The sequence below is a fragment of the Agromyces sp. NPDC055658 genome (assembly GCF_053618155.1).
Map to the genome: position 1 here is coordinate 1 of NZ_JBSHHD010000008.1, position 18,033 is coordinate 18,033.

The window sequence follows — 18,033 nt, forward strand, 5'->3', positions numbered from 1 at the left end:
CGGCGGCCGCCGCGCGCTGCGCGGCGACCGCCTTGGTGGAACTATCGAGCGCCAATGGTCGCCGCCCACGGGTAGTACAGGAACGCGATCGACGGCGAGGCGCCGGTGATGCGGTCGCTCATGAACATCGTCATCGGTCCGGTGTAGAGCGGCAGCCACGGCAGCTGCTCGTTCGCGATGTGCTGCAGCTCGCTCGTGAGCTTCGCACGCTCCTCCGAGTCGAACGTGCCGACCGCCTGCGTGGCGATCTCGTCGTACTCGGGGTCGGACCAGTTGCCGTAGTTGCTGAACTCACCGGTGCGCAGCACGCCGTACATCTCCAGCGGGTCGGGGCTCGAGAGGTACCAGACCGTGTAGAACATGTCGATGCCCTCGCGAGCGCTCGGGTCGCTGAAGAGCGCGGTGTAGGCGTTCGGCGTGACCGTCTCGATCTCGGCCTCGAGGCCGATCGACTGCGCGGCCGCGACCGTCGCCTGCGAGATCACATTGAAGTCGTTGCCGATCGGCGCAGTCGCGAAGGTGATCTTCTCACCGGTCGCCCCCGCCTCCTCGACGAGCTTCTTGGCGGCCTCGAGGTCGTTCGGGTACTCCTCGAGCCCACTGAACGCCTCGTCGCGAGTCGCGTCCGTCGCACCGGTCCAGACCGATTCGGTGGTCAGCGCATTCGTCACCTCGCCATAGCCCTTCGCCGCGGCATCCAGGATGCCCTCGCGGTCGAGCGCCATGAGCAGGGCCTGGCGCACGCGCTGGTCGCCGAGCGGTCCCTCGAGGTTCGAGACGATGAGGCTCGACACCGCCGAGGTGAGGCCGAAGTACACATCGCCGTTGTCGGAGTCGCGCAGCTGGTCGATCGCGTCGACCGGCAGCATGTAGCCGCCGTCGACGTCGCCCGACTTGAGCGCGTTCGTGCGCGCGGTCGAGTCGTTCATGAAGACGATCTCGACCTCGCCGGCCTTCGCCTTCAGCGAGTCGTCCCAGTAGTCGTCGTAGCGGCTGAGCGTGATCGACTCGCCCGACTTCCACTCGCTGATCTCGAAGGGACCCGTGCAGTTCACCAGGCCGGTCGAGTTGCCGTAGTCGGCGCCCTTCTCGCCGAGCGTCTTCGCCGATTCGATGACGCCGGCCGAGCCGCCGAGGCCCTGGTTGAACTGCGAGTCGGGAATCGTCGTCGTGACGGTGACCTCCATGTCGCCCGTCTGCTCGATCGATGCGACGTTCTGGTACACCGAGTACCACGACGAGCCGACCGCCGGGTCGATGATGCGGTTCATCGACGCGACGACGTCGGCCGCCGTCAGCGGGCTGCCGTCGTGGAAGGTGACGCCCTCGCGGATCTTGTAGACCCACGTGAGGTCGCTCGTCTGCTCGTACGACTCGGCGAGGCCCGGCGAGAGCGTGTAGTCGGGGTTGAGCCGCAGCAGCGACTCGCAGACGTTCGACAGCACCTGGTTGTCGGCGTAGTCGAACGCGTAGGCGTAGTCGAGCGAGTACGGCTCGGCGTAGCTGGCCCAGCTGAACGAGTCGATGTCGCCCGACGGCGCCGGCGTCGTGTCGGTGATCTCCCAATCGGCGCCGGTGGGCTCCTCGTCGGATGAGTCGGCGGTGCAGCCGGTCAGCGCCAGGAGCGCTGCCGCGGCGCCGGCGACGAGCGCGACGCTGCGCCGGCCGGCGGGGGTTCGGAAGTTGGACATCGGAGGGGCCTCCTCGGGGTCAGGCGGTGAGGGACGGTTCGGTGGAAGGGGTGGTGCCGGGCAGGGCATCGGCCTGTCGGGAGTAGACCGGTTCGCCCTCGATCCACGTCGAGGCCACCGTGGTGCGGTGGAGGTCCTCGGCGGGAACGGTGAAGGGATCGGGTTCGAGCACGACCAGGTTCGCGAGGTAGCCCTCGCGGATGTGCCCGGTGTCGTGGTCGCGGTGGTTCACGTACGCGGTCCCCGACGTGTACGCGGCCAGCGCGGTCGCGAGGTCGAGCCGTTGGTGCGCACCGCCGAGCGGTTCGGCATCGACGCCGGGGGCGACGCGCGTGACGGCGATGTGGATCTCGGCCATCGGGTCGGCCGTCGACACGGGCCAGTCGCTGCCGCCCGCGAGTCGTGCCCCGCGCGCGACGAGCTCGCCGAACGGGTACTGGCGCGCCTCCTGGCCGTCCTGCAGGAAGGGCAGGGTGAGCTCGTCGATCTGGTCCTCGTGGGTCGCCCAGAGCGCCTGGATGTTCGCGATCGCGTCGAGCTCGGCGAACCGGGCGGTCTCTGCCTCGGCCACGATCTGCAGGTGCGCGAGGTGGTGCCGGCCGTCGCTCGGCCCGTTCGCTTCGCGTGCCGCCGCCACCGCGTCGAGCGCCTCGCGCACCGCACGGTCGCCGAGGGCGTGGAAGTGCACCTGCTGCCCGGCGGCGTCGAGCGCGGTGACGGCCTCGGCGAGCAGCCCCGGGTCGACGAACGAGAGCCCGTGGTTGTGCGTGTCGTGGCCGTGGCCGTCGCGGTAGGGCGTGAGCATCGCGGCGGTCTGGTTCTCGGCCACGCCGTCGACCATGATCTTCGTGGTGGCGAGCGAGAACCGCTCCTCGTGGCCGCGGGCGCGGATCTCCTCACGAAGGCGGATCATCTCGTCGACCTGCTCGATGCCGCGCGAGCGCTCCCACCACTGGGCGCCGACGACGTGCACCTTGAGCGTGCCTTCGTCGATCGCCCGCAGGTAGGCGTCGAGCGCGTCGGGCACGCCGCTCATCGTTCCGACGAGGGCGTCCTGCCAGCCGGTGATGCCGAGCGCGATGAGCTCGTCCTGCGCACGCAGGAGCCCCCGGTAGACGAGCTCGGGGTCGGTGCCCGGCCGGACGTCGGAGAACAGGTCGGCGGCACCTTCGTGGAAGGTGCCGGCAGGGTGCCCGTCGTTCTCGCGCTCGACCCGTCCGTCGACGGGGTCGGCGGTCTCGGCGTCGATGCCGGCGAGTCGCATGGCGAGGGTGTTCGCCCATGCGCTGTGGTGGTCGCGGCTGACGAGCAGCACGGGCCGGTCGGGCACGATCGCGTCGAGCAGCCCCCGCACGGGCGCGCCGCCCGGGAAGTGGTCCATCGACCAGCCGCCGCCGAGGATCCACGGCTCATCGGGGTTGGCCGCGGCGTAGGCGGCGATCGTCGCGACGGCCTCGTCGGCGCTCTCGGCCTCGGTCAGGTTGCACTGCAGCAGCTCGACGCCGCCGCCGACCGGGTGGATGTGCGCGTCCTGGAAGCCCGGGCTGAGCAGGGCACCGCCCAGCTCGACGACGCGCGTGCCCTCGCCGACGAGGGCGGATGCCTCGTTCTCGGGCACGATCGCGGCGATGCGGCCGCCCGTCACGGCGACGGCGTGCCCGTGCAGGGGCTCCCCCGTTCCGGTGAACACGGCTCCGCCGGTGAACAGCACGTCGGCAACAGGCAACTCGGCCCCTCGTTCCTCATCGAATGCGTCGGACGTGGTGACACTAGCCCGGGCCCCTTCGTGATGTCAACAGTGTTGACATCACGATTGATCCGATTGTTATGCTGGGCGGGCTGCCACGCTCGCGAGGTCTTCGCGACACAGGGGTCGCGGGCGTGGCAGCATGAATGGCACAGCAGCCGAAGGGAGCCCAGATGCCGACGAGCACCACGCGACGGCGCGACGCCTCCGGCTCGAGCGGCAAGACCAGGCTCGATCGCGATTCGATCATCGCGGCCGGTCTCGAACTCGCCGCCGCCTCGACGACCTCGCTCTCGGTGCGCGAGCTCGGAGCGCACCTCGGTGCCGACCCGACCGCCATCTACCGCCACTTCCGCAACAAAGACCAACTCATGCAGGCGCTGCTCGACGAACTCACCCGGCGCAGTCTCCTCGCGGTGACCGCCGACGCCGACGACTGGCGCGGCAGGCTCCGGCAGTTGGCGGCGAGCACGCTCGAGCAGATCGCCGGCCATCCTCCGGTCGGCGTCGAGGCGACCGTGCTCACGACGCACGGCACCGGCGAGCTCGACGCGATCGAGTTCATGCTCGACTGCTTCAGTCGTGCGGGGCTCACCGGCGACGACCTCGTTCGCCACTACGCGCTGCTCGCGTCGCACATGCTCTCGAGCGCCGCCGGCATCGCGCGGGCCCGCGGCGAGCAGCGCGAGCACGGCATCGCCGACGACGCGCCGAGTCCCTGGTTCGAAGGGCCGCTGCTCGCCGACCCGCGACGCTACCCGCTCATCACCTCGATCAACACGCGACTGCTCGACCTGGAAGACCGCGAGCTGTTCATGCTCGGTGTCGAGGCCGTGATCCAGTCGGCCGAGCGCACCGCCGCCGACCTCGCCTGACGCGACCCGGGCTCAGGGCCTGCACTGATTTCCGAGAAATCTGAGAAAACGCCTTGCGGTCGGCGTGAGTTCCCCGCTAGTGTCTGATCTCGGTGCGAATCGCACCGGAGACGAAGAGAGGAGTTGATCCCGATGATGAAGTACATCTTCACGCCAGCATTCACGGCCGGCCGCTCGGTGATCCTCCTCACCGCTCCGGCCTGCTAGTTCTCCGCCCCGGCGTCACGCGCTGAAGCGCGTTCGCCAGCCACCTTCGAGGTGCGAGCCGCGGCTTGTCCGCAGCATCCGTCATGCCCGACGCATCGGGCGACCGACGCTCGGATGCCTCGCCGCCACCTCGTCGGTCCGCGGCCTTCGCCGCCTCCCGGTGACCGGAACAGCGTTTCCGCCGTCGCCGCATCACCCCTCGACGACGTCGCCGCGACCGCGGCGACGCTCTCCGCACCGACCGGTGCACCCTCCCAACACCCTGAATGAAGGACACACCGTGAACACCAGTTCTCTCGCCCTCGGCCAGTCGCAGCGACAGGCCACCGAGATGCGCGCCCAGGCGCGCCGACTCAACGAGCGCATCGCCCTGCGGGCCGGCCTCGCGCTCATCGCGTGGAGCCGCCGTCAGAGCGAGCGCCTCTCGCACGACGCCGTGATGCTGCGACAGCAGAACACGCGCCTCGCGCACCGGGTCCGTGGCGGCGACCTCCAGCGGGTCGCTCTCATCGCCCCCCACCTGTGATCGGCCGATACCCATGGCCAGCACGATGATCACCCCAGCGGACGGCGCCGTCGCCCTCGCGGCGGCGCCGTCCCCCCATTCGCCCGGCCGGGATGCCTCAGCCGAGCGGTCCGGCACCACCGCGCCGGCGCGTCACCGGCGGTTCGGCCTCGGCCGGAACGTCGATGTCGTGCCGGCGCGGCCGACGGCCTGACCCCCAGAGCCCTCCCGGACTGCGGGTGCCGGATCACGATGTCGGCGGCACCCCGTCGGCGGGTTCGGCGTCGTTCAGGCGCAGCGCGATGTCGACGAGGCTCACGCGCTTGAGCCGTCGAATCTCGTCGAGTCGCACCCAGCGTGCCTCGTCGCTCGATCCGCCGACCTCGTTGCGCAACTCACCGCCGACGACGCGCCCCCGGTAGACGACGCGCATCGCGTAGAGCGGTACTGCGCCCGTGTGCCGCTTCGCCGCAGGAACGACCATCGTGTCGATGCCGAGCAGGCGATCGATGGATGCCTCGTAGCCGGTCTCCTCCGCCACCTCGCGCCGTGCGGCCACGACCGGGTGCTCGTCGCCCTCGATGCCGCCGCCGGGGAGGGCCCAGCCCGAGCGACCGTGCTCGTTCCAGTGCGAGAGCAGGATCTCGCCGTCGCGGATGATCACGGCGTACGCGGCGATGCGGATGTCCATTCGGTCACCCTACCCGGGCGGTCGGCGACGCGCTCGACCGGTGTCGCCGAGCTCGGCCTCAGCTCTGGATCATCGAGTCGTTCTGCACGGAGTCGAACGACGAGCGGCTGACGGTCGGATCGCCGCCCAGTCCCTGCGCCTTCGCGACCTCGGGAGTGACGCTCGCCTGCGAGACGTTGCCCCGGTCGTCGATGTACTCCTGCTCGAGTCCGCGCTTCGCCCGCTCACGCTGGGCGAGCCCGCGGCCACGGGCGATGACGTACACGAGTGCCGTGAGGAAGGGCACGAAGACGAGGAAGATCAGCCAGACCGCCTTCGCCCAGCCGGCGAGCTTCGGGTCACGGAAGAGGTCGAGGATGATGGTCAGCAGCACCGCGAGGTACGCCACGAAGACGAAGACGCCGAAGAGCCCGCTGAAGATGTCCCAGAAGTTGCTCCACATGTTCATCGCGGTCGCCTTTCGCTGTGATCGAGACGAGCCGGGATCGCCGATCTCGTTTGGCTCAAGGCTACCGGAGTCGGCGTCTTGACGGCGGGTGGAAATCACGCCGATTCGGCGGAGCGAGGGTGGAGCCTAGGAGATTCGAACTCCTGACATCCTGCTTGCAAAGCAGGCGCTCTACCAACTGAGCTAAGGCCCCCGGGCAGGTGCCGTACGGCACCTGCGATGTGGAGTTGTGGAGTGGGGATACGAGGACTTGAACCTCGGACCTCTTCGTTATCAGCGAAGCGCTCTAACCGCCTGAGCTATATCCCCGAATTTCGGCCGAAGGACAGACTACCCGACTCCGGGCGAAAGTCCGAATCGAGCCGAAGCCGGCTCAGTTGTTCGTGAAGCCGACCAGGATTCCGCCCGTGATCTTCACGCTGAGGTTGTAGAGCACCGCGAGAATCGCACCGAGGGCGGTCGTCACGACGAGGTTCAGGAGCGACGCGACGATCGCGAAGCCCATGACGTTGCCGAGCGACAGCACCGACGACAGGTCGCCGCCCGTGCCCGCCACGTCCTTCACGAGCTCGTTGAGCTTGTCGAAGACGTCGGTCGAGTTCAGCACCGTCCAGATGAGGAAGGTCGCCACGATCGACACGACCGCGAGGCACACGGCGACCAGGAACGACAGCTTCACCGCCGACCAGAAGTCGATGTAGACGAGCCGCAGGCGCACCTGCTTGGCCGGCGGGCGCTTGCTCGACTTGCGGGCCAGCTTCTCGGCGACGCTACTCATAGACGATTACTCCTCTCCCGCGGGCTCGGCCGCTTCGGACTCGGCGGCCTCCTCCACGAGATTCCGTTCGGAATTCTTCGCGATGGCGATGATCCGGTCGTCCATCGCGAACTTCGCGAAGACGACGCCCATCGTATCCCTGCCCTTGGCGGGGACCTCGGCGACATCGGAGCGTACCACCTTGCCGCTGGCAAGGACCACCAGCACCTCGTCGTCGGTTCCGACGATGAGGGCGCCGGCGAGGTCGCCGCGATCTTCGTTCAGCTTGGCGACCTTGATGCCCAGTCCGCCGCGGTTCTGCAGGCGATACTGGTCGACCGCGGTGCGCTTGGCGTAGCCGCCCTCGGTGACGACGAACACGTACTGGTCGCCGTCGGCCTCGGCCGAGGCATCCACCGTATTCTCGGCGGCTTCACGGGAATCGGGCACGGTGCCGGACTCGAGGCCGGAGCCGGGCACGACGTTGGCCGCGAGCAGGGCGTCACCGTCGCGGAACGCCATGCCCTTCACGCCCGAGGTCGAGCGACCCATGGGGCGCAGCGCCTCGTCGGTCGCCTCGAAGCGGAGCGACATGCCCTTCTTCGAGACGAGCAGGATCTCGTCGTGCTCGTCGGCGAGCATCGCCGACACGAGCTCGTCGCCGTCGCGCAGGTTGATCGCGATGACGCCGCGCGAGCGGTTGGTGTCGTACGCGGTCAGCTCGGTCTTCTTGACGAGCCCGCCGCGGGTCGCGAGCACGAGGTACTTCGCCGCCTCGTAGTCGCGGATGTCGAGGATCTCGGCGATCTCCTCATCGGGCTGCATCTCGAGCAGGTTCGCGACGTGCTGGCCCTTCGCGTCGCGGCCGGCCTCCTGGATCTCGTACGCCTTCGCCCGGTAGACCCGGCCCATGTTCGTGAAGAACAGCAGCCAGTGGTGGGTCGTGGTCACGAAGAAGTGGTCGACCACGTCGTCGGCGCGCAGCTGCGCGCCCTTGACGCCCTTGCCGCCGCGGTGCTGCGACCGGTAGTTGTCGCTGCGGGTGCGCTTGACGTACCCGCCACGGGTCACCGTGACGACCATCTCCTCTTCGGGGATCAGGTCTTCGACCGACATGTCGCCGTCGAACCCGGGCATGATGTGCGTGCGTCGCTCGTCGCCGTACTTGTCGACGATCTCGGCGAGCTCCTCGGAGACGATCGTGCGCTGGCGCGCCGGCGTCGCGAGGATGTCGTTGTAGTCGGCGATCTTCGCCTCGAGCTCGTTCGCCTCGTCGATGATCTTCTGGCGCTCGAGCGCGGCGAGTCGGCGCAGCTGCATCGCGAGGATCGCGTCGGCCTGCAGGTCGTCGATGTCGAGCAGCTCTTTCAGGCCGTCTCGGGCGACGTCGACCGTGGCCGAGGCGCGAATGAGGGCGATGACCTCGTCGAGCGCGTCGAGCGCCTTGAGGTAGCCGCGCAGGATGTGCATGCGCGCCTCGGCCTCGCGCAGCAGGTACTGCGTGCGACGGACGATGACCTCGATCTGGTGGTCGACCCAGTGCGCGATGAAGCCGTCGATCGAGAGCGTGCGGGGCACGCCGTCGACGATCGCGAGCATGTTCGCGCCGAAGTTCTCCTGGAGCTGGGTGTGCTTGTACAGGTTGTTCAGCACGACCTTCGCGACCGCATCGCGCTTGAGCACGATGACGAGGCGCTGGCCGGTACGGCCGGAGGTCTCGTCGCGGATGTCGGCGATGCCCGAGACCTTGCCGTCCTTCACGAGGTCGGCGATCTTGATGGCGAGGTTGTCGGGGTTGACCTGGTACGGCAGCTCGGTGACGACGAGGCAGGTGCGGCCGTGGATCTCCTCCACGTCGACGACGGCGCGCATCGTGATGGAGCCGCGACCCGTGCGGTAGGCGTCGGTGATGCCCTTGACGCCGAGGATCTGCGCACCCGTCGGGAAGTCGGGTCCCTTGATGCGCTGCAGGAGCGCCTCCTGCAGCTCCTCGCGGGATGCCTCGGGGTTCTCGAGGTACCACTGGGCGCCCGACGCGACCTCGCGGAGGTTGTGCGGCGGGATGTTCGTCGCCATGCCGACCGCGATGCCGACGGAACCGTTGACGAGGAGGTTCGGGAACCGCGCCGGCAGGATCGACGGCTCCTGGGTGCGACCGTCGTAGTTGTCCTGGAAGTCGACGGTCTCCTTGTCGATGTCGCGCACCATCTCGAGCGCGAGCGGAGCCATCTTGGTCTCGGTGTATCGCGGAGCGGCGGCGCCGTCGTTGCCGGGCGAGCCGAAGTTGCCCTGGCCGAGCGCGAGCGGGTAGCGCAGGCTCCACGGCTGCACGAGGCGCACGAGCGCGTCGTAGATCGCGGTGTCGCCGTGGGGGTGGAACTGGCCCATGACGTCGCCCACGACGCGGGCGCACTTCGAGAACGCCTTGTCGGGACGGTACCCGCCGTCGTACATCGCGTAGATGACGCGGCGGTGCACGGGCTTCAGCCCGTCGCGCACGTCGGGCAGGGCACGGCCCACGATCACGCTCATCGCGTAGTCGAGGTACGAGCGCTGCATCTCGAGCTGCAGGTCGACCTGGTCGATCCTGCCGTGGATGCCGGGGCCCTCGCCGTTGTCGCCGGGTTCGATCACATCAGATGTCAAGGAAACGCACGTCCTTCGCGTTCTTCTGGATGAAGTTTCGGCGGCTCTCGACGTCTTCGCCCATCAGGGTCGAGAAGATCTCGTCGGCGGCGGCCGCGTCGTCCATGGTGACCTGCAGCAGCGTGCGGGTCTCGGGGTTCATCGTGGTCTCCCAGAGCTCCTGGTAGCTCATCTCGCCGAGACCCTTGTAGCGCTGGATCCCGTTGTCCTTCGGGATGCGCCACCCCTTCGCCTGCCCGTCGACGAGCAGGGCGTCACGCTCGCGATCGGAGTAGACGAACTGGTGGTCGGCGTTCGACCACTTCAGCCGGTAGAGCGGGGGCTGCGCGAGGTACACGTAGCCGAGCTCGATGAGCGGCCGCATGTAGCGGAAGAGCAGCGTCAGCAGCAGGGTCGTGATGTGCTGGCCGTCGACATCGGCGTCGGCCATGAGCACGATCTTGTGGTACCTGGCCTTCTCGGTGTTGAAGTCCTCGCCGATGCCGGCGCCGAACGCCGTGATCATCGCCTGGACCTCGTTGTTCGCGAGCGCTCGGTCGAGGCGGGCCTTCTCGACGTTGAGGATCTTGCCGCGCAGCGGCAGGATCGCCTGCGTCTCGGGGTTGCGCCCCTGCACGGCCGATCCGCCGGCCGAATCGCCCTCGACGATGAAGATCTCGCTGAGCGACGGGTCCTTCGACGAGCAGTCCTTCAGCTTGCCGGGCATGCCGCCCGACTCGAGCAGGCCCTTGCGCCGGGTCGCCTCGCGCGCCTTGCGCGCCGCGAGCCGGGCGGTCGCCGCCTGGATCGCCTTGCGGATGATGTCGCGAGCCTGCGTGGGGTTGCGCTCGAACCAGTCGCCGAGCTGGTCTCCGGTCACCTTCTGCACGAACGACTTGGCCTCGGTGTTGCCGAGCTTCGTCTTCGTCTGGCCCTCGAACTGCGGTTCGCCGAGCTTGACCGAGATCACCGCGGTGAGCCCCTCGCGCACGTCGTCGCCGGAGAGGTTGTCGTCCTTCTCCTTGAGGATGTTCTTCTCGCGGGCGTAGCGGTTGATCAGCGTCGTGAGCGCGGCCCGGAAGCCCTCTTCGTGGGTGCCGCCCTCGTGCGTGTTGATCGTGTTCGCGTAGGTGTGCACCGACTCGGTGTACGCCGTCGTCCACTGCATCGCGACCTCGAGCGCGATGTTGCGCTCGGTGTCCTCGGCCTCGAACGAGATGATCTCGTCGTTCACGAGCTCGGACCGCTTGGACTTGTTGAGGTACTCGACGTAGTCGCTGAGACCGCGTTCATAGAGGAACGTGTCGGTGCGCGGGCCGGACGACGCGGCGTCCGCCTCGACCTCTGCGGTGTCGTCGGGGTCGACGACCACGTGGCCGGCACGCAGGTCGGTCAGCGTGATGCGCAGGCCCTTGTTGAGGAACGCCATCTGCTGGAAGCGGGTGCGCAGCGTCTCGTAGTCGTACTCGACGGTCTCGAAGATCTCGGGGCTCGCCCAGAAGGTGGTCGTCGTGCCGGTCGCATCGCTCGCCTCGTCTTGCGAGAGCGGGGCCATCGGCACGCCGATCTCGTACGCCTGGCGCCACACGTGGCCCTGCCGGCGCACCTCGACCTCGAACCGGCTGGACAGTGCGTTCACGACCGATGCGCCGACGCCGTGCAGTCCGCCGGAGACGGCGTATCCGCCGCCGCCGAACTTGCCGCCGGCGTGCAGCACGGTGTGCACGACCTCGACGGTCGACCTGCCCTCGGTCTTGTGGACGTCGACGGGGATGCCTCGCCCGTTGTCGACGACGCGGACACCGCCGTCGGGCAGGATCGTCACGTCGATGTCGGTCGCATAGCCCGCGAGCGCCTCGTCGACGGAGTTGTCGACGATCTCGTAGACGAGGTGGTGGAGCCCTCGGGGCCCGGTCGATCCGATGTACATGCCGGGCCGCTTGCGTACCGCTTCGAGGCCCTCGAGAACCTGGATCGCGTCTGCGCCGTATTCGGGCGCGCTCTGGGCCTTCGTCGGTTCCGCTGTCATGGGTGAATCGGGCTCCAAACCGTCGTTCTGGCGACGTTCGATCCTATCAAACCAAGTGTCCCGACCGGCCGCCGACGGGCCTTCTCAGGGGATAACTCAGGTCGAGCGACCGTTTTCGCCTCTTCAGCCGTAGGTATCGCGAGGACCGCGCCCTGGAACCGATCTGGGACCCCTTTTCCAGGTGGGGGCGTCGGGTCCTTGAAAGCGGATGGTCTCGACCCCCGCGCCGGGGAACCTCGAGACGATCTCGGTGACGAGCTGCGTGCGCATCAGTCGAAGCTGCGTCGCCCACGCGGTCGACTCGCATTTGACCTGCAGCACGCCGCCCTCGATCGCGATCGCCTCGGAGTGCCGCGCGGTCTCGTCGCCGACGATCTCCGCCCACGACGCGAGCACGTCGTGCTGCGAGAGCGGGCCCGTCCAGCCGAGCTGCGAACTCAGTCCGTCGAGAGTCGCGGCGAGCGGCTTCGGGTCGCGACCGGGGGTGAACGGCTGGCTGCCGGACTCGTCGCGGGTGCGGACTCGAGCGCGGCCGGGTCGCACACGCGGTTCACCGCCGAAGATCTCGCGGAAGTGCCGGTACACGCGGGCGGCCTCGGAGACGTCAGTCATCGGCGGCCCCCTCCTCGTGTTCGGCGACGGACACCGAGGCGTCGTCGGACTCGCCGCCGCGCTCACCCTGCTGCCCGAGCGTCGCCTCGCCGTCGACGATGCGCCCGGCCTCGATGTGCACGATACGCGCCGTGAGCGGCGTCGGCACGTCTTCGAGCACGGCAGCGGTCACGAGCACCTGCTCGAATCCGCCGATCGCCTCGGCCAGGCGCTCCCGCCGGAGGCGGTCGAGCTCGGCGAAGACGTCGTCGAGCACGAGCACGGGATCGCCGGTCGACGAGTCGCGACGAAGCAGCTCGGCCGAGGCGAGCCGGATCGCGAGCGCGAACGACCACGATTCGCCATGGCTCGCATAGCCCTTCGCCGGCAGTCCGTTGAGCAGCAGCAGCACGTCGTCGCGGTGCGGCCCGACGAGCGTGACGCCGCGCTCGAGCTCCTTGCCGCGGAGCGCACGCAGCGCGGCGGCGAACCGGTCAGCGGTGGACCCCGCTGGTCGAGTGGCGCCCGCCCGGTCTCGATGCGCGTCGTCGCTGTGCTCCGCCGCGACGACACCACCGGCTCCCCGATCGAGACCGGCCGCCCCGTCGCCGTCGACGTCGGCCCCGTCGACCGACAGCACCGGGCGCAGTTCCGGCCGGTGGTCGGCGTCGACGATCGACCGGTACGCCGCGGCGACGGGGTCGCCCAACTCGGCGACGAGTGCGATGCGCTGGTCGATGATCTCGGTGCCGAGCGCGACGAGCCGTTCGTCCCAGATGTCGAGGGTCGTGAGCTTGTCGGCCGCCAGTCCGCGGGCCCGCGCGCTCTTCAGGAGCGAGTTGCGCTGCCTGAGCACCCGGTCGTAGTCGGCCATGACCCCGGAGAGGCGAGGTGAGCGCTGCACCAGCAGCTCGTCGAGCATGCGACGACGGACCCCCGGCTCGCCGCGCACGATCGCGAGGTCTTCAGGGGCGAACAGCACGCTGTGCGCGTAGCGCGGCAGTTCGCGCGTCTTCACCGGCGAGCGGTTGAGCTGCGCACGGTTCGCACCCTGCCGGTTGAGCTGGAGCTCGACGAGCACGCGCCGGTCGCCGTGCGCGAGCTGAGCTCGCACGATGGCCGCGTCGGCACCCGCCCGGATCAGGGCCTGGTCGCTCGAGACCCGGTGCGAGCCGAGCGTCGCGAGGTAGCCGATCGACTCGACGAGGTTGGTCTTGCCCTGCCCGTTGCGACCCACGAGCACCGTCGCACCGGGGCCGAGTTCGAGCTCGGCGCGGGCGTAGTTGCGGTAGTCGGTCAATGAGAGGCGTGCGACGTGCACGGGCACCACTCCTCTCGATCGACCACGACAACGCTACCCGCGGCCGCCGACACGCCGGCGCCGAGACATCCGCGCCGGTTGAAGGGCCGGTTGAAGGTGTGGCGCGCGCTCAGCGCAGCAGCAGGTTCGGCTGCAGCAGGTAGCGGTAGCTGTCGGAGCCGGCCTGCTCGCGCGAGGTCTGGCTCGTGATGAGCACGGGGCCCGGCTTGTTCGGGTTCTCGGTCTTCGTGAACGAGATGCGCACGTACTCGGAGTGGACGGCGCCGAGGCCGTCGAGCAGGAACTGCGGCTTCAGGGAGACGACCGTGTCGTCACCCGTGAGGATCGCGTCGATCGACTCGGAGGCCTGGGCCTGCTCCGAACCGATCGCCTCGAGGGTGAGCCCGTCGGCCGTGAAGCTGTACCGCAGCGCGGCCTCGCGCTCGAGCACGAGGGCGACGCGGCGAGTGGCCTCGATGAGGTCGGCCGTGTTCATGACGGCGTAGTTGTCGACCGTGTCGGGGAAGAGTCGGCGCACGGGCGGGAAGTTGCCCTTGATGAGCAGCGACGTGACGGTCTTCTTGTCGGCGCTGAAGGCGATGAGCTCGCGGTCGTCGCGGTTCGTGATGGCCACCGAGATGTTGCCGGAGTGGCCGAAGGTCTTGCCGACCTCCTGCAGGGTGCGCGCGGGGACGAGTGCGGTGACCGTGTCGCCATCGCCGCCGACATTGCCGCCGTCCCAGTCGATCTCGCGCACGGCGACCCGGTAGCGGTCGGTCGCGACGAGTCCGAGGCTGTTCTCGCGCACCTCGAGCTGCACCCCCGTGATGACCGGGGTGACGTCGTCGCGCGACGCGGCGACGGCGACCTGCGCGACGGCGGCCGCGAACTCCTCGGCCGGGACGAGACCCGACTGCTCGCCGATCTCGGGGATCGACGGGTACTCCTCGACCGGCATCGACAGGAGCGTGAAGCTCGCCGAGCCGCAGCTCACCGAGATGCGGCTCTCTTCGGTGGCGACGCGGACGGGCGCGTTCGGCAGGCGGCCGGCGATCTCGGCGAGGAGCCGGCCGGAGACCAAGACGGTGCCCGGCTCTTCGACGTCGGCCTGGATCTCGGTCTGGGAGGACACCTCGTAGTCGAAGGAGGAGAGCACGAGGCCGTCGGCGTTCGCCTGGATCAGCACGCCCGAGAGGATCGGCAGCGTGGTGCGCTGCGGCAGCAGCTTGACGGCGAAGGAAACGGCCTCACTGAAGACGTCGCGATTGACCTGGAACTTCACGGTTCTCCCGTCGTGGATGTCGCTTGGTGGCTCCCATGCTATCCGCAGAGCCGATCGTGATGCCGGTGAATCCGGCTCACCCGTCCGATCGAACGGCGCAGCGCGGCATCCACCATCGACCGGGTCGCCCGGCGCTCGACGCACCTCGACCTCGAGGTTGTGGGAATCACCCCTTTAACCACTCTCTCTTAACGGTGTTAACCGTTGTGGAAACTGTGGATGGTGTTCGGAGACCCGCGGAACGGTGCCGATCTCAGCCGATCGCATCTGTGCACACCGTGTGGATTCGAGCGCGGATGCCTCGAGTGCGCGCAGAACGCCGAACGGTGTTCTGCACAGCCGACCGAACAGTGTCAACAGTCGTGACGCGGTTGCTCGTTAACAATCCACAGGTTCTCCACAACTGTGGGAACCGTTCGGAGATGGTCTGCAGGGGCGCTGCAGAAGGGTGGAAACGGACTCAGCGGTAGCGCGCGGTCTGCTTGATGCGCGCGGTGAGCTCGGTCACCTGGTTGTAGATCGAGCGGCGCTCCTTCATGAGCTCCGAGATCTTCTTGTTCGCGTACATCACCGTGGTGTGGTCGCGATTGCCGAAGAGCTGGCCGATCTTCGGCAGCGAGAGGTTCGTGAGCTCGCGGCAGAGGTACATCGCGATCTGCCGGGCGGTCGCGACGGCCTGCGAACGGCTCGAGCCGTACAGGTCGTCGACGGTGAGCTTGAAGTAGTCGGCCGTCGCCGTGATGATGTCGACCGGCGCGACCACGTTGTCGCTGTCGTCGGTGATGAGGTCCTTCAGCACGGTCTGCACGAGCGGCATGTCGACGGGCGTGCGGTTGAGGCTCGCGAAGGCGGTGACGCGGATGAGCGTGCCCTCGAGCTCGCGGATGTTCGACGAGACCTTCGACGCCATGTACTCGAGGATGTCGTCGGGCACCTGGAGGCGCTCGGACTGCGCCTTCTTGCGAAGGATCGCGATGCGCGTCTCGAGGTCGGGCGCCTGCACGTCGGTGATGAGGCCCCACTCGAAGCGGCTGCGCATGCGGTCCTCGAAGCCGGTGAGGTGCTTCGGCGGCACGTCGCTCGTGATCACGACCTGCTTGTTGTGGTCGTGCAGGGTGTTGAAGGTGTGGAAGAACGCCTCCTGCGTCTCCGCCTTGCCCTGCAGGAACTGGATGTCGTCGATCAGCAGGATGTCGATGTTGCGGTAGCGCTGCTGGAAGAGGGAGCCGCGGTTGTTCGCGATCGAGTTGATGAAGTCGTTCGTGAACTCCTCGGAGGAGACGTACCGCACGCGGATGCCCGGATACAGGCTCATCGCGTAGTGGCCGATGGCGTGCAGGAGGTGCGTCTTGCCGAGGCCGGAGTCGCCGTAGATGAAGAGGGGGTTGTAGGCCTTCGCCGGCGCCTCCGCGACGGCGACGGCCGCGGCATGCGCGAAGCGGTTCGACTGGCCGATGACGAAGCTGTCGAACGAGTACTTCGGGTTGAGGCGGGTGTCGCGCGGCGAGACCGGGCTCGTGTTCTCGAACACCGACTGCGGCGACGCCGGCAGCTCGACGGGGTCGGGCTCGTTCGCGTAGCCGGCCTGCTGCTCGGCGGCGGCCCTCACCTCTTCGAGCTCGGGGTTCACCACGACGTAGAAGGAGGTGACCGGCGACGGCGCCTCGACCGCGCTCATCGCAGAGAGGAGGGAGACGCGCATCCGCTGGTTGAGCATGCTCGCGGTGAAGTCGTTCGGCACCTCGAGGTAGAACGTGCCGGCCGCGATGCCCTTCGGCTCGACCAGGTTCAGGAAACCCTGGAGCATCGGGGTGATCGCGTCGTCGTCAGACAGTCGATCGAGGATCGTCGCCCACGTCTCGGAAATGGGCTGTTCTGTCATCGTTCCCCGCAATCAAGTTCGGTGCTCTCGTGTGCCGCTCATCGATCCCCCATCGACGAAGCGAGCGGCGCGAGGCGTGTGTTCACAGCGTTTTCCACTGCCTGTGGGGAGATTCGGGAACTCGCCCGGGATTCCGCGCACGAAGCTGGGGATAACTGGTGTCAAACGCTATCCGAGGATGCCGCCCCCGACAAATGCCGATCGGAGGATCCGACATCGCGGGCGTGTCGTTCCACAGGATGCATCGAGGTTCGAGCGATACTGTGGGGTTCGAATTGCGCGCTCGTGCGCTCCCGTCGGTTTGACCGGCGGCCGTCGAGGCCGTAGTTTTAATCAGTTGACCCCAGCCCTTTCGGGCACCCAGTTTTCCCGCCGCCGCGCTGCAGCACCTGTCGCAGCCACTTCCCGGCGAGGAGATTCGACAGCCGGAGAAGAAGAATGAGCAAGCGTACGTTCCAGCCGAACAACCGTCGTCGTGCCAAGAAGCACGGCTTCCGCCTTCGCATGCGCACCCGCGCGGGCCGTGCCATCCTGTCGGCGCGCCGCGCCAAGGGCCGCACCGAACTGTCCGCGTAATTCGTCGGTGCTCGCCAAAGCCAATCGCATCACGAGCGCCGACGACTACCGAGTCATCGTGCGCCGGGGTGCGAAGGTCGCCGGTGCCCACACCGTGAGCTACATGCGCTCACGGGAGTCGGGCACCGACGCGCGCTTCGGCTTCATCGTCTCGAAGAAGGTGGGCGGCGCCGTGCGTCGCAATCTCGTCCGCCGCCGCTTGAAGGCGGCGTGCCACGAGGTGCTCGGCGACGGCTTCGCGGGCACCGACGTCGTGGTGCGGGCACTCCCGTCGGCGGCCGAGGCCGACTGGGCCTCGCTCCGGGCCGACGTGATCCGCGCGATCGAGAAGCGCCGCGTGCGCACGTCGGTGCCGGCGCAACAGCAACAGGGCGAGTCGCATGCGTGACTTCGCCCTTTTCGTCGTACTCATCCCCCGCAACCTCGGGGTGCTCCTCATCCGCGGCTACCGCAAGCTGATCTCGCCCCTCTACGGCGACGTCTGCCGCTACTACCCGTCGTGCTCGGCGTACGGCCTCGGTTCGGTGCAGCAGCGAGGTCTCGTCATCGGGTCGCTGCTCACCGGCTGGCGCATCCTCCGCTGCAATCCGTGGTCGCCCGGCGGCATCGACGACGTGCGCCCGGCTCGCCACGACCGGTACCGCGTGACCCGCTTCGGCTGGGTGCTCCCCGCGGGCTACGTGAAGGCGGATGCCTCGGCTCCGGCCGCTCACGTGCACGGTGCGTCGCACACCGGCCACGAGGCATCCTTCGAATTCTCGGCGCAGCGGGTGCAGCCCGCCGCAGCCGCCATGATCTCCTCCCCCAGCCCGTCCCGAAAGGACTGA

At 68.4% G+C, this 18,033-nt stretch carries 16 protein-coding genes and 2 tRNA genes; 5 read left to right on the plus strand and 13 right to left on the minus strand.

What is annotated here, in order from left to right:
* Positions 1-41: 41 nt before the first annotated feature.
* Entirely contained in the window at positions 42-1,691 is a 1,650-nt protein-coding gene (locus ACWGPE_RS05455) for an ABC transporter substrate-binding protein (RefSeq protein WP_231429231.1), read from the minus strand.
* 19 nt (positions 1,692-1,710) lie between these two features.
* Positions 1,711-3,417 (minus strand): amidohydrolase, encoded by a 1,707-nt coding sequence (locus ACWGPE_RS05460; protein WP_452048294.1) that lies wholly within the window; start codon positions 3,415-3,417, stop codon positions 1,711-1,713.
* A gap of 194 nt (positions 3,418-3,611) precedes the next feature.
* On the opposite strand from ACWGPE_RS05460, the gene ACWGPE_RS05465 reads away from it, so the two are divergent.
* Both ACWGPE_RS05465 and ACWGPE_RS05470 read left to right on the plus strand, forming a co-directional pair.
* A complete protein-coding gene (locus ACWGPE_RS05465) occupies positions 3,612-4,313 on the plus strand; it encodes a TetR/AcrR family transcriptional regulator (RefSeq protein WP_231429233.1) in 702 nt (233 codons plus the stop codon).
* Between the two features lie 487 nt (positions 4,314-4,800).
* Positions 4,801-5,046: a hypothetical protein gene (locus ACWGPE_RS05470; RefSeq protein WP_231429234.1), complete on the plus strand. Its 246-nt coding sequence runs from the start codon at positions 4,801-4,803 to the stop codon at positions 5,044-5,046.
* Between the two features lie 226 nt (positions 5,047-5,272).
* On the opposite strand, the gene ACWGPE_RS05475 is transcribed toward ACWGPE_RS05470, so the two are convergent.
* The 11 genes from ACWGPE_RS05475 to dnaA all read right to left on the minus strand — a co-directional run bounded on the left by ACWGPE_RS05475 (position 5,273) and on the right by dnaA (position 16,630).
* Positions 5,273-5,716, minus strand: a complete 444-nt coding sequence (locus ACWGPE_RS05475; RefSeq protein WP_231429235.1) for an NUDIX hydrolase — start codon at positions 5,714-5,716, stop codon at positions 5,273-5,275.
* 58 nt (positions 5,717-5,774) lie between these two features.
* Complete coding sequence (locus tag ACWGPE_RS05480; protein ID WP_231429236.1) at positions 5,775-6,164, minus strand: hypothetical protein; 390 nt, start codon at positions 6,162-6,164, stop codon at positions 5,775-5,777.
* A gap of 120 nt (positions 6,165-6,284) precedes the next feature.
* Positions 6,285-6,357, minus strand: a tRNA-Ala gene (locus ACWGPE_RS05485).
* A gap of 42 nt (positions 6,358-6,399) precedes the next feature.
* A tRNA-Ile gene (locus ACWGPE_RS05490) sits at positions 6,400-6,473 on the minus strand.
* A gap of 64 nt (positions 6,474-6,537) precedes the next feature.
* Positions 6,538-6,942, minus strand: coding sequence for a DUF3566 domain-containing protein (locus tag ACWGPE_RS05495; protein WP_231429237.1), 405 nt, complete (start codon positions 6,940-6,942; stop codon positions 6,538-6,540).
* 6 nt (positions 6,943-6,948) lie between these two features.
* Positions 6,949-9,567, minus strand: a complete 2,619-nt coding sequence (gyrA, locus tag ACWGPE_RS05500) for a DNA gyrase subunit A (RefSeq protein WP_231429238.1) — start codon at positions 9,565-9,567, stop codon at positions 6,949-6,951.
* Positions 9,557-11,575, minus strand: a complete 2,019-nt coding sequence (gyrB, locus tag ACWGPE_RS05505; protein WP_231429239.1) for a DNA topoisomerase (ATP-hydrolyzing) subunit B — start codon at positions 11,573-11,575, stop codon at positions 9,557-9,559. Before gyrB ends, gyrA begins: the two co-directional genes overlap by 11 nt.
* Before the next feature lie 123 nt (positions 11,576-11,698).
* Positions 11,699-12,187 (minus strand): DUF721 domain-containing protein, encoded by a 489-nt coding sequence (locus ACWGPE_RS05510; RefSeq protein WP_231429240.1) that lies wholly within the window; start codon positions 12,185-12,187, stop codon positions 11,699-11,701.
* On the minus strand, positions 12,180-13,487 hold the full coding sequence (gene recF / locus ACWGPE_RS05515; RefSeq protein ID WP_452048295.1) for a DNA replication/repair protein RecF: 1,308 nt from the start codon (positions 13,485-13,487) through the stop codon (positions 12,180-12,182). The genes ACWGPE_RS05510 and recF overlap by 8 nt, the downstream gene beginning before the upstream one ends.
* Before the next feature lie 109 nt (positions 13,488-13,596).
* Complete coding sequence (gene dnaN / locus ACWGPE_RS05520; RefSeq protein ID WP_452048296.1) at positions 13,597-14,748, minus strand: DNA polymerase III subunit beta; 1,152 nt, start codon at positions 14,746-14,748, stop codon at positions 13,597-13,599.
* A 460-nt stretch (positions 14,749-15,208) separates the two neighbouring features.
* On the minus strand, positions 15,209-16,630 hold the full coding sequence (gene dnaA / locus ACWGPE_RS05525; RefSeq protein WP_231429243.1) for a chromosomal replication initiator protein DnaA: 1,422 nt from the start codon (positions 16,628-16,630) through the stop codon (positions 15,209-15,211).
* Between the two features lie 438 nt (positions 16,631-17,068).
* On the opposite strand from dnaA, the gene rpmH reads away from it, so the two are divergent.
* The 3 genes from rpmH to yidD are packed head-to-tail and all read left to right on the plus strand — an operon-like array spanning position 17,069 to position 18,033.
* Positions 17,069-17,206 carry a 50S ribosomal protein L34 gene (gene rpmH / locus ACWGPE_RS05530; RefSeq protein ID WP_022889115.1) on the plus strand — a complete coding sequence of 46 codons (138 nt, stop codon included), beginning with the start codon at positions 17,069-17,071 and terminating at the stop codon, positions 17,204-17,206.
* A gap of 7 nt (positions 17,207-17,213) precedes the next feature.
* Positions 17,214-17,594 carry a ribonuclease P protein component gene (gene rnpA, locus ACWGPE_RS05535; RefSeq protein ID WP_231429244.1) on the plus strand — a complete coding sequence of 127 codons (381 nt, stop codon included), beginning with the start codon at positions 17,214-17,216 and terminating at the stop codon, positions 17,592-17,594.
* The gene (gene yidD, locus ACWGPE_RS05540) at positions 17,587-18,033 is read left to right on the plus strand and encodes a membrane protein insertion efficiency factor YidD (RefSeq protein WP_231429245.1); all 447 of its coding nucleotides are present in this window, start codon (positions 17,587-17,589) and stop codon (positions 18,031-18,033) included. The genes rnpA and yidD overlap by 8 nt, the downstream gene beginning before the upstream one ends.